The 14,291-nt window shown below is 64.6% G+C and carries 12 protein-coding genes and 2 pseudogenes; 4 read left to right on the forward strand and 10 right to left on the reverse strand.

Annotated features, from left to right (window positions below; all coding sequences use genetic code 11):
* Positions 1-338: 338 nt before the first annotated feature.
* Both HNV26_RS39195 and HNV26_RS39200 read left to right on the forward strand, forming a co-directional pair.
* Positions 339-566 (forward strand): annotated as a pseudogene (locus HNV26_RS39195) (transposase); the annotation flags it as partial.
* An 85-nt stretch (positions 567-651) separates the two neighbouring features.
* Positions 652-882: a transposase gene (locus HNV26_RS39200; RefSeq protein WP_216611794.1), complete on the forward strand. Its 231-nt coding sequence runs from the start codon at positions 652-654 to the stop codon at positions 880-882.
* Between the two features lie 763 nt (positions 883-1,645).
* On the opposite strand, the gene HNV26_RS04555 is transcribed toward HNV26_RS39200, so the two are convergent.
* The 3 genes from HNV26_RS04555 to HNV26_RS04565 all read right to left on the reverse strand — a co-directional run bounded on the left by HNV26_RS04555 (position 1,646) and on the right by HNV26_RS04565 (position 4,089).
* Positions 1,646-1,921, reverse strand: coding sequence for a hypothetical protein (locus tag HNV26_RS04555; RefSeq protein ID WP_253816215.1), 276 nt, complete (start codon positions 1,919-1,921; stop codon positions 1,646-1,648).
* Positions 1,922-2,136: 215 nt separating this feature from the next.
* Positions 2,137-3,087, reverse strand: a complete 951-nt coding sequence (locus tag HNV26_RS04560; protein ID WP_171442566.1) for a BRCT domain-containing protein — start codon at positions 3,085-3,087, stop codon at positions 2,137-2,139.
* 264 nt (positions 3,088-3,351) lie between these two features.
* On the reverse strand, positions 3,352-4,089 hold the full coding sequence (locus HNV26_RS04565; RefSeq protein WP_171442567.1) for a transposase: 738 nt from the start codon (positions 4,087-4,089) through the stop codon (positions 3,352-3,354).
* 111 nt (positions 4,090-4,200) lie between these two features.
* Here HNV26_RS04565 and HNV26_RS04570 point away from each other — a divergent pair, with 111 nt between their 5' ends.
* A complete protein-coding gene (locus HNV26_RS04570) occupies positions 4,201-4,506 on the forward strand; it encodes a hypothetical protein (protein WP_171442568.1) in 306 nt (101 codons plus the stop codon).
* Positions 4,507-4,568: 62 nt separating this feature from the next.
* Here HNV26_RS04570 and HNV26_RS04575 read toward each other — a convergent pair whose 3' ends face one another.
* The 3 genes and pseudogenes from HNV26_RS04575 to HNV26_RS04585 all read right to left on the reverse strand — a co-directional run bounded on the left by HNV26_RS04575 (position 4,569) and on the right by HNV26_RS04585 (position 7,573).
* Entirely contained in the window at positions 4,569-5,144 is a 576-nt protein-coding gene (locus tag HNV26_RS04575; RefSeq protein ID WP_253816216.1) for a hypothetical protein, read from the reverse strand.
* Positions 5,145-5,602: 458 nt separating this feature from the next.
* Positions 5,603-5,806: pseudogene (locus tag HNV26_RS04580) on the reverse strand (hypothetical protein); the annotation flags it as partial.
* 537 nt (positions 5,807-6,343) lie between these two features.
* Positions 6,344-7,573: a glycosyltransferase family 39 protein gene (locus tag HNV26_RS04585; protein WP_171442570.1), complete on the reverse strand. Its 1,230-nt coding sequence runs from the start codon at positions 7,571-7,573 to the stop codon at positions 6,344-6,346.
* A gap of 104 nt (positions 7,574-7,677) precedes the next feature.
* Between HNV26_RS04585 and HNV26_RS04590 the strand changes: the two genes are divergently transcribed.
* Entirely contained in the window at positions 7,678-7,815 is a 138-nt protein-coding gene (locus tag HNV26_RS04590; protein WP_171442571.1) for a hypothetical protein, read from the forward strand.
* A gap of 326 nt (positions 7,816-8,141) precedes the next feature.
* Here HNV26_RS04590 and HNV26_RS04595 read toward each other — a convergent pair whose 3' ends face one another.
* The 4 genes from HNV26_RS04595 to HNV26_RS04610 form a co-directional block, all read right to left on the reverse strand.
* Entirely contained in the window at positions 8,142-8,447 is a 306-nt protein-coding gene (locus HNV26_RS04595; RefSeq protein ID WP_171442572.1) for a hypothetical protein, read from the reverse strand.
* A gap of 371 nt (positions 8,448-8,818) precedes the next feature.
* A complete protein-coding gene (locus HNV26_RS04600; protein WP_171442573.1) occupies positions 8,819-10,144 on the reverse strand; it encodes a hypothetical protein in 1,326 nt (441 codons plus the stop codon).
* Positions 10,141-12,477, reverse strand: a complete 2,337-nt coding sequence (locus tag HNV26_RS04605) for a hypothetical protein (protein WP_171442574.1) — start codon at positions 12,475-12,477, stop codon at positions 10,141-10,143. The genes HNV26_RS04600 and HNV26_RS04605 overlap by 4 nt, the downstream gene beginning before the upstream one ends.
* Complete coding sequence (locus HNV26_RS04610; RefSeq protein WP_171442575.1) at positions 12,467-13,903, reverse strand: hypothetical protein; 1,437 nt, start codon at positions 13,901-13,903, stop codon at positions 12,467-12,469. The genes HNV26_RS04605 and HNV26_RS04610 overlap by 11 nt, the downstream gene beginning before the upstream one ends.
* Between the last annotated feature and the right edge of the window lie 388 nt (positions 13,904-14,291).

Raw genomic sequence — 14,291 nt, forward strand, 5'->3', positions numbered from 1 at the left:
AGCGCGCGAAGATCGCGCCAATCAGGTTGGACTGCCTCCCAATGAGACCCTGCTGCACCCCTCCGATGGACAGCTGATCCTTGCCGACAATGTGCTGCCCAGACGCGTCCGCCGGTCTCGGCCACGGACCAGCTCGATCCACCATTCGCCGTCCTTCCAAGCGCGAAGGACGGCGCCTCTGCACCGCGCAGTAGTCCGGACGGCCTTGAGCACCGCAGTCTAGCCCTTCCCCGCCTCCTAGAGCGCATCTCACAATCGGTCGTTTCGTAAGCTCTCGAAATGAGGGCTCTTTTCCGGAGGGAATCGACTGGGACGGAGGAGTTTGAGCAACAGTCGGGATGCAGCTGACAGATGAGCAGTGGGTAGCGGTGGCGCCCTGCATCCCGGAGGAGGAGCGACTTGCGCCTGGAGCGAAGGGAGGCCGTCCTTGGGTTCCGCCCCGGGAGGTCCTGGACGGAGTCCTCTGGATCCTTCGAACTGGAGCGCCCTGGGCCGACATGCCTCGCCGATTCCCTCCCTATCAGACGTGTCACCGACGGTTTCAGCGCTGGATAGAGACCGAAGTTCTCCCGCGCATTCTGGCGGCTCTGAGGACTGACTTGGAAGGGCGCGGGGGAATCAAAGACGTGGCAGCCTTCATCGACGGCACCTGTGTTCCGGCCAAAAAAGGGGGCCTGCAGTGGGCAGTGCCGAGCGGGGAAGGCCACGAAACTCATGGCGATTGCAGACAGCCATGGTCTTCCGCTCGCTGTCCATATTGCCCCTGGAAACCGATTCGACAATGTGCTCACCGAGCGAACTCTCGATGCTGCTTTCGTGGAGAGACTTCCTCCCAGGCTCATTGCCGACAAAGCTTGGGATGGTGCACCGCTCCAGAAATGACTGAAGGAGCAGCGAGGGATTGACCTCATCGCCCCCAAGAAGAAGGGCAGTCGACGCCATCAGGACGGGCGGAAGCTCCGACGCTTCAGGCGTCGTTGGAAGGTTGAGCGCCTCTTCGCATGGCTCAAACGCTGGCGGCGCATCGCCACACGCTGGGACCGCAAGGCCTAGAACTTCCTCGGCTTCGTTCATCTCGGCTGCATGGTCCTTCTTCTTCGACGAATTGCTAACCCAAGGTTGTGAGATGCACTCTAGGCTCCACAGACCCAGCTCCCGTCCGGGTTCCCCAGGCGTCCCGCCGTTCACAACATTCCGCTGAGTGGTGCGCGCAGGCCCACACTCGCGAGGTGACAATGCAGCCGAGGTGGTCTGGCAGTCCCCGCTGTCATCAGCACGAGGAACAGGCAGCCATCGACACCTGTCACCGCTGTGGGGTGTTCGTGTGCCTCCGGTGCGTTCGAAGTGCCGTCGCCACCGTCTACTGCGGCCCGTGCCTCGAGCGGAAGTTGGCCGTCCCGCAGAGGGTCTCGGCCCTGGCCTGGGGAGTCCTTGCCCTCTCTTGCATCGGACTCTTCCTGCTCCCGTGCGCACTCGCAGGCGTCTCGCTCGGCTGGAAACACCTACGCGCAATCAAGGCTGGGTACGCGCCAGCGATTGAGCGCATCCACGCCCTGACTGCTGTCCTCCTTGGCGCCCTGGGGCTTCCCGTTTCACTCGCGCTGACGTTGTTCGTGCGCCTCCGCTGGTAGGCCACAGCACGACGTCACGCGGCCTCCTTCTCGCTCAGGCCGCGAGCACGGAGGAAGTCCTCCATTCGAGGCCACTGGGCGCCAAGGTAGTCGAACTCTCCAGGCCGGACTGACTCCAACCCCTTCAGCTCCTCGTCCGGGGTGCCGCCCCCCTCCATGGCGAGCGCGCCCCAGGAGAAAGCCCGAATCACTCGGAGCTGATTGCGGACAAGGACGCCGGACTTTTCAATCGACTCCGACTGCGCGCCATCCGCGCAGCGAAAGACTTCGACGCCTACTGGGCGTTTCACCTCGAGCGGGACAGGGAGCGCAACCACGCGTCACGCTATCAGGACGGCAGGATCCCTGCCCCTCTGCCCGCGCCCAAGCCAAGGCTCAAGAGGGTCAAGTGATCGATCTCCTTGGCCTCCGACCTCGACGCAGAAGAGCCCCCCAAAGCCAACCGCATGCAGCCAGGGCGCGCGGTCCGCGTAGCAAGGCCCATTTCCGGCCAATATGCCGCCGCTCAGGTCTTCTTCATGTCCCAGAACACGTCTTCGCGGACGATCACAATCTGCGCGCCGCGGGCGTTTAGGGCCTCGGCCTCGAGGAGCGGTTTCGACTTCGGGCCTTGCCCGAGCAGAGGCGAGCGGTTGTCGCCCACGACGAGGAAGTCGACGTCCTTCGACACCTTCGTCGCAAGGGTGCCACCCTGGATCTCGACGATCCGCTGAGCGTCCTTCATCGTCGCGTACCGCGACGCTAGCCGCCCGGTGAAGAAGAACGTCTTGCCACGGACGTCGCTCGTCTTCGTCTTCTTCTTCGCCATCGCGGCATTCGTCTTCGGGAAGGCGCGGCCTGACGCGGCGAAGTCGACGACCCGCTCCCAGGGGTCTTCGCGCTCGTCGTCCCCGAGAAACGGGAGCATCGCTCCAAGCGAGGCGTGCTTCTTCGGCTTCACGTCCCGCGGCAAGCCCGCCACCTTCCCGGCGCACGCGCCGATCCGAACCTTCGCGCCGCTCTCGACGTCCACGCCGCCGCCCGAGGTGCGCGACACGACGTACGGCGCCGCGAGGCTCTTGGCCACGAACGTGTGCGCGTCCGGCGCGTCGAAGCACGCGACGCGGTCGGCGCGCAGGCCGCCCGCGAAGATCGCGAGCGTGTCCGGCACGACGCACACGTCGCGCGCGCGGACGGGCCCGAGGAAGACGTAGACGATCCCGTCGCGCGCCGCGTCGAAGCCGAAGATGTCCCGCGTCCGGAGGACGACCGCGCGCGTGGTCGTGACCGTGCCCGAGACGACGACGAGCGCCGGCCCGGGTGACGGGCAGGTCACGCGCGATGGCTTCGCGACCCAGAGGGCCGGGTCCGTGCGACCCAGCGGCGCGCCCTTCAGCGCAGCGCGGGCGGGGCGGGGGAGGTTGAGCCCGGCGAGGCGGTCCAGCGCCTCCCCAACGGTCAGGAAGATCGGGGGCATGGGCGCATTATGTCATCGGCCCCCCCGCGAGCGTAGGAATCGCAAGCGCGTGGGGCGCGCACGTTCGGGACGTCGCGTGGAGCCCGAGCCTGAAGCCGACCCGCGCGATGCCAAGCGTCAGGTGAACAGGTAGGCGCCCTCGCTTATGGTCTGGGAGGCGACGCTGCGGCGCTGGTATGCTGCAGCGATGCTGAGCAGTCCCCTCGTTTCTCGCGTCGGACAAGCCCGTACACCTCCAGAAAGAAGGGGACGGCACGCATCAGCTCATTGAATTTTTCGATAAGGAGTTGAGCCTTTGCCTCGCGCATGTTCGGCAGAGCTCTGTAAGTAGCACACGCCCTGGTTGAAGAGAGAGTGGCTCCGATGCTTGACGGTGTTGACCTTGAGGTCGCGGTCGAGTCCTGGCGCCTCGGAGGCGGCGCCGAGCAGGGTCAGGAGCACCACCGCCATGGCGCTGATGAGCAGCATCCGGTCGCGTCGGTCGCAGTCACCAATGCGTACATGGCCGAGGCCCATGCCCATCCACCAGTCCTTCTGGTCTCGGAAGGCCTCTTCAATGGTGAAGCGGCGTCCGTACAGTTTGATGATGCCCGTCGCCGAAGCGTCTCCCATGGACGAAGCGAGGAACCATGCGTCCTTCATTCCCTTCTGCTTCACGGCGACGACCGCCGGCAGAAGGTACCGGGTGTCGGTGACGCGGGCGCGATTCAGCTTCCGCGCACGTACCTGCACTTGAAGCCAGTCCTTGGCCTTGCGCGCCTCACCGTCCTCGCACTCCACTTGGATGACGCCTTGGAACCGAATGACGAAGTCCCAGTTCCACTCGGTGAACTGTGCATACAGTGCGACGTCGCCGAAGCCTCGGTCTGCCACTTTCGACACGTGCGCAGGCAGCACCTCTCGCAGACGCGCCAACACCATGTCCTCGGCATCCGAACGGTTGCCCTTCAGTCCGCTCTTCGTCGCCGTATGCCAGATGAGCGGGGTCGCCCGCAGGGGCATTACTCAAAGAATACCACCAAAGGTCGGCTACCTCGTATGTCGGCCCCTCTTCGAGAGATAACCATGTCCCAAACTACTGCTCGTTGCATTGTCCGCGCGCGGGAGCAGCAGATGATCACGGTCCTCATTGCTGGCGCCAATAGCCCCGGCCCCGAAATCGGTGCCCCTGAAATGGCGGCCATCCTGAAGAAGGCAAGTTCGCAACTCCCGGGGACCCAGGTTGTGAAGGCCGAACTGACACAGGTCACCGTGCCTACGCCTAACGGGAACAGCTACTCTTGGCCTACTGTCGGGGTCCTGAGGTTCTCGGAGCCTCAGTCGACCGAAACGCTAGATGCCGCTGTGAAGTTGGTTGCCGATATCCTCGAGGCCGAGAACTTTGAGGTTAAAGCGATGTACGAGTATGGTGCCAAGTAGTCCGCGCGAGTGACTTCCGCGGCATCCTGATGGGCCGAGTGCTGGTAGGCCACATGGAAACGTCACGCGGCCTCCTTCTCGCTCAGGCCGCTAGCACGCAGGAAAGTCTCCATTCGAGGCCACTGGGCGCCAAGGTAGTCGAACTCTCCAGGCCGAATTGACTCCAAGCCCTTCAGTTCCTCGCCCGGGGTGCCGCCCGTCTCCGTGGCGAGCGCATCCCAGGAGAATGCCCGAACCACTCCGAGCAGCTTGCGGATGAGCACGACGGACTTTTCAATCGCCTCCCGGCGGTCGTCGAGCAACCGCAACGTCGCGCCGTAGCGTTCCTCTCGGCACAGAATAAATATCTCCCCCACCGAAAGGTTCGCGACGCCTGGGCTGCGGCGGCGATGGGCTTCTTCCAACCAACGCCGCGCATCGACCAGGTCTCCCTGGACGGCCAGACACGCCGCCAGCATGTCGGGAGCGGCGACGAACACGTCGGGCACTTCCTTGGTACGCCACCCGCGCGAGAGCGACAGGAAGGTCGAGCGTGCGGCGTCCACGTGTCCCTGGAACCACTCACAGCATCCAAGGTGATAGCGAGTCAGAACGCGCTCCGGAGGGCGCAGGGCATAGCCATCTGCATCTTCGAACACGCGTTGGGCAGCCCCTGGGTCTCCAGCATCAAGCAACTCGGTCCCACACACAAAGAGCGCCTCCCACTTCCTGAATCGCCACCTCCTGTAGCGACCGGCGACGACGAGGATTAGGAGAAGCAACGAAATCTGGCCCCACTCCATCGCCCGCCCTTCGGGCTTCCACGCGTACCCGACAGCCCCGAAGACAGCAGCGACCGTGCCAACAAATCCCATCAGGCCTGGATGTTTCACACACCACCCCACGCAAGAAACGACAGTCATTCACACCGAGGCACCCACCGCGTCTCCCAGGAGCCGCTTCCCCAAAGGAATGCTGGGTGGGTGCATGGTCCAGCAGCGGCCGCGGGATGGCGTGTACCAGCGGGTGCGGCAGGAGCAGCCAGGCGCGCCCTCCGGCACGCGTCCTTGCTCCTCCTGCATCTACCTCAATCCCCACAGCCACCCAGCCGACGCCGTCAGGGCCGGTACCGCGACACCTCATGGAAGAACTGCGTGAGCGAGTAGTCCAGCAGCGACTGACGAGACTGCATGTACCGGCGGGCGCGGAGGAAGGGCAGCCAGACGCGCTTGCCCACCCGCACCTGAGACTCCTCCATCTTCGCCCGCAGCACCCACATCCCGCCCAACTGCTGCACCAGCATGTTCCCCAGGTAGACACCAGGGCAGGAGGAGTGCAGCGAGTTCGACGGCAGAGCCAAGCCTCTTGGTCCATACCACCCAGGGGTGAGGCCCGGGTGGCCAGCCGTTCCTCGACGCCCCATGGAGGGCTCGCTACTGTCCCCATGGTGAGCGGCAGCCCCTCCGTGACGCGAGGGGGGATGGCTAACTTGCGCATACGAAACAGCCTCAAGGCGACAATGCAGCCGAGGTGGTCAGACAGCCCCCGCTGTTTCCAGTATAAGGAGCAGGCAGCCCTCGATACCTGTCACCGCTGCGGGGCGTTCGTGTGCCTCCAGTGCGTTCGAAGTGCCGTCGCCACCGTCTACTGCGGTCCGTGCCTTGGGCGGCGGTTGGCCGCCCCGCAGAAAGTGTCGGCCCGAGCCTGGGGAGTCCTTTCGTTCGGTCCAGATCAATACCAAGCCGATGCGCCTCCCCTCTGGTTGTCAGAACGCAACAAGCAGGCCGACTTCTTCCCTCCCGCGATAGGCTCTTAGCTGTGGCCCGCCACCTTTTGTAGCTGCCGAGGCCGCTGAGCCCTACTCCCAAGGAGCTAGCGGATTGCGTGGAAACCAATAGAAGAACCACACCAAGACGCCGGTGCAAAATGTCAGCATAACCCTGCATGGCAGCTTCGAAAGTGCTAGCGCCGACAGGATGCATTGGCTGGGAACAAACAAAAGCATATAAAACGGGTAGGTGACGCGCACCTGGGCAACCAGGATGAATAGTAGGTACGGGACACCAATCATCAGCGAGGCAAGAAGTACCAGCGGATGCCGCTCCCGAATATCCGACCAGACAAGTGGGATAGCAAGCCAAGCAAACAGCAAAATGACCAGGTTTGGCTGATCCAGGTACTGTAGAATATAGCGCGGAATACTGCCGTCTTCGGCCCCGGTTGACGTGACGAAATACGGCGAATTCGGAAACCCCGAAAACCAACGAAGCGGATGAACACTGTCACTCATTCCCGGCGAACCAATGGTCTGGTGGTAGTTAGCCATGCTTGCGATGTGATGTAGCGGACTCGGGAATGCTTGATAAACGACGTCATAGATGCCCAGACCCACGAGAAAGCTCAGTGCCGCAGGAATGCCGACGCTGAATCCGATCCGTGCAGTAACTTTAAGCGCGGCCTTGGAAAGCCATCGCTCCTGACTGACCAAAACATAGAAGACAAGAGCGATGAAAACCATCGCTACGACACCCTTGGCTAGCATGCCGATGCCGAGCGCGAGTCCGGAGAGCCACCACCTTTGTCCCGTAAATAAGTAGACCCCCAGTGCTGCGAAAAAGAACGCCGGGATGTCGAGCATGGCGATTGACGAGTGGACAAACCAAAGATTCTCAAACCCGAGCAGAAAGGCAGCAAGAAGCGCGACCCTGTCGTCAGTAAACCGGCGCGTGAGCAAGTAAACCAACGCTAGCGTGAAGCTGCCGAAAAGGACGGAGGGCAGGCGCCAGCCGAATCCGCGGTCACCGAACATCTGGATGCTGAGTGCAATTAGCGCTTTGGCAAGAGGTGGATGCTCCTCGTTGCATACTGCCCCGTCGACCAGGCATTTGGCGGCCGGCACGTAGTGTGCCTCGTCGAAGACATAGGACGCGGACGGCTGATCGATGATGAGCAGGTGAAGAATCAAGACGACCGACACGAGTCCCACAAGTGCCCAGCCGTAGTTGGGTGCAGAAGGCTTCGAAGATGTTGCACCATCAAGCCATGGTGCCTTACGTATCAATCGAGAAAGAGCGTCCATCTTTTCCATCAATCACGCCTATGACTATCTAACCCGGGTGAGACTCGATGAGTTGAGTCTGTCGGTTGAAGCGCGAGAAAGGTGATGCGCAGCCACAGTCGCGTGGCGCGCCCATGCAAGCATCCGACGAGGAGATGCCTCGAATGGTGGCGCTGGTAAATGCGCATCCAGCCGCGACGCTCCCCGAGTTGGCCGTCCTGGCGAACAAGAAGTTTGGCCGTAAACGTCCGAGCAGTGACGTGAACGACTGAATACTGGCGAGGCCCGTGATTGGCGGGCGCCGTGACTCGGGCGGCCCTGTAGTCTGCCGACGTTTCCACTCCTGTGTCAGCAACTCCGCGATGCGCGAATTGGGGGGGGCCGCGAGTACGGCATCAACTCCAGCCTGTTGTTACCATTGTCGCCATAGGAAAGCCGCTCCTCGCCTCCGAGCAGCGCCTGGCGAAGAATCGCCTCGTGCGACGGTGATATTTGAGAAAGGCCGCCGAGCTGAAGCCTTCGCACCTCCATCCCGTCGTCGCGAGCGCTCGAGACTTGGCGCTAGTTCTTGACACAGCAACTAGCGCCCTGGGGCTCGCTACTTCACTTTCGTCGCCGAACTCGTTTGCGTTGTCACGCCGCCTGGCGCCTTCATAATCGCCTTTGTTACAGTTGTCGTCACCGTTGGCCCTTTCTTTATAGTCGTCATTGTCCTTGAAGCTGTTTTTGTTGAAGCCGTTTTCGTTGGAACTGCTTTCGTATAAACTGTTTTCACTGAAATCGTTTTTATCTTCATCGGCGCCTCGGCAGCCTCGGCGGCCGACGTCACCCCATTTGTATCAAACCCCTTCAAGAAAAGCAGAACGACCGCAAGCACAGACAAAGCACTGGCCAGTGGCTTCACAAACCCTCCTGTTTGTTATCAACCTGTCGCATGGAACCCAGGATATCAAGGAGGGACAGGATTCTCGTTTCTTAGGAAACACCAACAGAGCTGCCCTCCTCGGGCCGACGTCCAATACATAAATCGGGCCAATGTCGAACTGCTCCGCGGCATACAAGCGGCTGCCTCTGTACACCCACATCCTTCAGACGCGTTGCGCAGCGAGAGCCCTGTGTCAGCACCTGATATTGACACGTCAACTGCCCCTTGTTGACGCGTCAAGCGCGGATTCGTGAGAGGCGCTGCCGACGGGCCCAACTGGAGTGGCCAGTCCACGCTTGGGCTGCGCGTCAGCCAGCATTTCCTGACGCGCAGGTAGTGACAGTTCCAGGTCAGGGCCGGTACCGCTCCACCTCGTGGAAGAACTGCGTGAGCGAGTAGTCCAGCAGCGACTGGCAGGACTGCATGTACCGGCGGGCGCGGAGGAAAGGCAGCCAGACGCGCTTGCCCACCCGCACCTGGGACTCTTCCATCTTCTGCCGCAGCACCCACGTTCCGCCCAGCCGCCGCACCAGCACGTCCCCCAGGTAGGCTCCGAGCGCCGGTGCGGTGTGTCCATCGATGAGGTGCCGCTCGTACCGTTTGGGGAAGTCTTCCTTCCAGAAGAAGAAGTCGAGGTCCGTGAGGGACTCGGCCGTCTCGTCCATGATGGAGGGCACCTTCGTGTGCAGCCCAGCCACGAGACCTTCGGACAAGTCCCCGTAGGATTCGAGGACGCGCTCCGGATTCGCCACATCCGATGGAAGGGCGACCGGCAGCCACTCCTCCGGCACCGGTGGCCGGAAGGCGTTGAGTTCGGCAATTTTCCGTTGCCGCTCGCTGATGGCGAACTCGTCCGGCAACCGAGAGAGGAACGGCGCCACGTCAGGGTGGAAGCGCGGTTCGACGGGTACGAGCGCTGCGCTGCGCTCCCGCAGCGTGCGCAGCACCGTGTCGAAGTCGAGGTCCGGCCGCAGGTGAACATGGGCGCGGGCCTGCGCCACGCGCGCTTCGTCGCTCGCGAAGTCCGCAGCGGTGGGCCGCAGAACCAGGAGAACAGAGCCGTTGGGCAACTCCTCCACGAGGTGCGCGGGCGTCGAGAGCATCCGCTCGCGGCCTACGCTCTCTACGAGCTTGGGGCCGAAGACGTTCAGCCAGGACACTTCATGAACTCTGTTCTCCTCCGAAGCCTCCTCAGCGCGGTCAAAACTGGAGACGTCCGCCAATTGATCCTCGGAAAGACTGTTGGCGGTGGCGTCACTAACCGGGTAGTGCGCGGCCCAGGTGCGCACCATCTCCACAAACTCGCGGCAGCGCGCAGTCTCCATGAAAAGCGAAAGCGGCTGAACGGAGATCCAGACATACAGTCTGGGGGCTGAAGGAGGTAGCCAGAGCCTAAGGGACATATCCAGTAAGGGACTCGCCACACGAGAGAAGCCGGCGGACATGCTTTTCTTTCCGCGCTTCTCGTCGAGTGCCTTCAGCACTGTGGCGCGGGAGTAAGTGTACTTCCGTTTACCCTCGACAACTTCCGGCATCCACACGCCCGCGTGCGCCTCAAGCACATTGAGCAAGGGCTCCAATGCCCTCTTCAAGTCTACGGTCTGGTCGAAGGTAGCTTCGAAGGAGAGACGAAGACGGTCGTCGATGTTGAGTTCGTGTTTCTCTGCTCCATTCATTGAAACGACACCTCCACTCCCTCGACTTCACTCTGAGCATCTCTCACGGCCGCTCGCGATGCTTTCGGATCAGTGGGTTTGAGCTTTCCGCCCTCATATATAAGGCGGACTCTTCGAATCTGTGCCGTCTGTTCGATGCCGGGGCGACGGATGTTCAGGGTCTCCCCGTAGTACCGCAAGGCAGCGCTCGCGTCCTCGATCATTTGCGCTGTAAGGGCCTCGGCGCCTAACTGCGAAAGGTCCCGACTCTTGAGACTGAACGTCTCCACGCGAGGCGTCAGGCCGGCCCCGGGCCCATCCTCGATGACGAGCACGTCCGCGAAACGCAGGTCCGCCTTCGCCACACCCACGTGCGTCTCGATGCGCGGCTGCTCGAAGTCGCCGAGCCAGCGCCGCTGTGCCCGGGGCAGCGCCGCGTCCGCCTCCAGGATGGCGATCATGGTCCTCTCGAAAGCCATGCCCCGAGCATAATAGGCGCGCATCCCCCCGTAGCCCTCCCACTTCAGGGGGCCCTTGACGGCGTCACCGTTCCGAATCTCCTTCAGGCGCCTCTTACGGTAGGCAACGTACTCCCGCCAGAGCGGCGCCCCCTTCTCGACTCCCGGCGGCGGCTCATTCAGCTTGGGCGCTATCTGCTTCAGCAGCTTCGCGTCCTTCGGGAGACGGGGCCCCTGGGACTCCAGCTCCGCCAGGAACAGCTTCGCCTTCGCGGCCTCAGCAGCGCCGACCTTGGCGTCCTGGGCGAAGAGGTCCAGGTTGTCGAATTGCAGCCTTCTCGCCGAAGAGCGGGCGGGCTCGCGATTCACCCCTTCCCTCGTCGTTGCAGCCTTAGAGGACTCGCGGCTCGCCGCCTGCGACTCCGCGGCGGACACTTCGGCTTCCCTCTCGAAGAGGTCCAGGTTGTCGGACCGCTTCCCCGCCGAGCCCCTTGAGGCCACGGGCTTAGCGGACTCGCGACTCGCCGCCTCCATCAGCACCGCCTGCGCCTTCGCGGGGTTTCCGCGCGCCTCGTACAGCGCCAGCAGGCCCGCCTCGCCCCACTCGGCGACCACCAGCGCGCCCTCGCGGCTCGCCTGGAGGTAGCGCAACAAGTCGCGCGCGGCGGTGATGCCGAGCTGCTCCTCCAGGCGCGCCATCAGCGCCTTCATGCCGGCCACGTCGAGCGCCGGCATCTGGAGGCGCCGCAGCCCGCCACGCGACTCCACCAGGGCCCGAGCGCCCTTGCCCCCGGCGTACACCGCCACCGCCAGCGCGGCTGGCGCCAGCTCGCGCGTGGCCTGCTCGTACTTGCCCTGCGCCAGCGAGTACGCCCCGTGCCCCGTCCCCACCGCCAGGTGGTAGAAGCCCACCGGCACACCGAAGGTGAGAGCGTCAAAGGCTCCCGCCGAGAGGCTTCCCGGCGAGTAGTGCCTCTCCATCAGGGCCTTCCCCACCTCATCGATGGCGGCTTGGTAGGGCGACGGCATCTGCCCACGCATCGCCATGAGCTCCGCGTACCGGGCCTCGCTACTCATCGAGGTGCTGGAGAGCATGTCCCGGCCCGCGCGCCCCAACCCGCGCAGCACGTCGCCGGCCTTCTCTCCTCGCTCCGGGAACTCCCCCAGCTCCATGCCCCGCCGCTTCAGCTCCTCGCGGACAGCGGCCATGGCCCCCAGCGTCTCGCCCAGTTGCTTGTCGCGGGCGAGTCGCTGCACCACCTCGCGCAGCTCGTCGTCGAAGGCCGAGTGCAGAATGAAGAGTGCGAACACCTCGGCATACGGCACGCCGTACTTCTCCACGGACGTGACGATGAAGTCCGCGCGCTTGCGACTGAGGACGGCCGAGGCGTGTTCGTCCAGAGGCCCCAACGCGCCCAAGCGGACTGCATCCCAGGCCGTGAGGGACTGCACCAGCGCGGCCATGTCCACCCCGCGCTGCATGGCCACGAATTCCGCGGGCGAGGCACACGCCAGGAAGGGCTCCACCACGTCCCGGCTGTAGGCCAGGCGGGGCCAGCCCGAGGGCAAGGCCTTGCCGCCACAGACGAAGGCCTCGCCCTCCTCGTCCGAGCCCCGCGCTCCCTCCCTGTCGACGACCACCCCCTGGAGCCCGCGTCGCAGACCCATCGGCGCCGCCACCGGCGGCCCCTCCGCGGAGCCCGACGCGTCCCCCTGGTACACACCCGCCGCCACACTCCTCGCCGCATGGGAGGGCACGGAGAAGGGGCTGAAGGCCAGGGCCGCACCACGGCCCGCCTGGCCCGGCCTCGCTGGCAACGAGGCGCACCCGGAGGCCAGGAGGGCCACCACCAGCGACAAGCCAAGCCCGCCGCGCCAAGGCCGCTCAGCGCGCATTGTCCACCCCCAGCCCCACGGAGGCGAAGGCGCCTGGCCGCAGCGTCCCTTCCGCCGTCGGGAAGAGCAGCGTGCCCCCCTGCCCCACCGCGTACAGCTTCCCTCCCAGGAAGCGCCACCGAGCCTCGCCCGAGGCGAGGTAGCGCGCTCCCGGCTTGCCCGCGCCCACCGCCAGCCCGCCCACGCCCACCGTGAGGTTCCGGTGGAAGGCCTGCACCTCCACCCGGCCATCCACGTCCACCCGGCCCCAGTTGAAAACCTCGGCCCCCATCGTCAGGCGGAAGTGGCGCTGCCCCAGCCGGCCCAGGCCCTCACCATCCCAGTTGAGAATCACCTCGCCGTGGGCCGAGTACCCGTCCGGAAACGGTGCGTCCGCCTGCGGCACAGCGTCCGGGCCCGCCACCTGGAAGCGCGCCAGCTCGTAGTCCGGACCGAAGGCGCCCTGGCGGAAACCTCCGCGCTGGAGACGCCCCTCCAGGCGCGCGCGCAAGTCCATCTTCGAAGACATGTACTCCGCGCCCAGCCCTGCCACCGCGCCCCACGCGCCGCCCTCGCCGGGACGCCCGCCCCAGCCCGCGTTCGCCTGCAGCTCGAAGCCTCCCTCCTTGTTGCGGCGGCTCACGAGGACGGCTGTCCCATCCAGGTGGGCCAGCGTCAGGGGCTCCGAGGTACCAGCGGCCCTCCCCCAGTCATGCGCCGCCGACAGCGACAGCATGTACTTCATGGGGTACGGCTGGCGGCCGAAGAGGACGTGCTGAATGTCCAGGGCGACTTCTGCCCCCATCAGCCGCGCACCCAGCACGTCCGAAGCGAAGGCCTCCACGTAGAAGGGCCTCAGCATGCCCGTCACCAGAGCACCGGCTGGGTGGTAGTCGGGGTTGCCCCGGTTGTTGTAGCGGCGCACCAGGTGCCCGGACAGCAGCGTGTAAGACTCCAGGGCTCCCAGCCACACGAAGTTCGGCGCGTCGCCACCTATCGTCAGCGCCTGCACCACCTGGCCCCAGTCGGAAAGCTCGTCCCAGTCCTCCTTCCGCACCAGCCTGGCGCCCGCCTCGCCTCCCCACATTCGCAGTCGCACTGGCGCGCCCAGGTCGAGGTGGAGCATGCCCGGCTTGACGAGCTCCAGCCGCGGCGCCACCTGCAGGAAGCCTTCATCCGTCCCCGCCCCACGTCGAGGCAGCAACGCCCACGTCGTGGTCTCCAGGCTCAGCCGGTTCGCCCAGCGAGAGCCCGAGCCGGACGTGGCCGGCCCCTCCTCGACCAGGGAGTCCCCCTCGTCCCCAGAAGGCTCGAGCAGCGCATCCCCGTCTGCCTCAACGGGGTCGACTTCCTCCTCGGCCACGTAGTCATAAGGATAGGCAATCTCCTCCGCCCACCCCGCTCCGGGAACTACCAGCAGCAACACGACGACCCAGCGCATGAACATCGACGTCTCCTGTGAAGGCCCCAGCAGGGGTAATGGACAGAGGCTTCCCGTTCAGTCCGGCAGGGCGCCGGGCCGTGGGGTGAATGCATTGCATTGGCGGAGTCGCTGGCAGGCCGGTTGGGCCAAGCCATAGGCAGACGCGTCACGTCACGGCGCCAGGAAGCCCGGCTCCGCCCCAACAGCAGACAGACGTGTCGCGCGACGGCGCCAGGGCAAGGCCCGGCTCCGTTCATGACTCCAAACGTGCGAATGGGGATGACGGAGGAAGGGCTCCTCAGCGTCCGTCAGGCACGCAGCCCGACGAAGCGCAGACGGCTCCTCGGCGCACGGCTTCCGCCAGCACGCGCCTCACGTGGCGCCGCAGGGGTCCTCTGCGCAGCGCGAGAGC

This window comes from Myxococcus xanthus, assembly GCF_013116825.1.
GTDB classification, from domain to species: Bacteria; Myxococcota; Myxococcia; order Myxococcales; family Myxococcaceae; genus Myxococcus; species Myxococcus xanthus_B.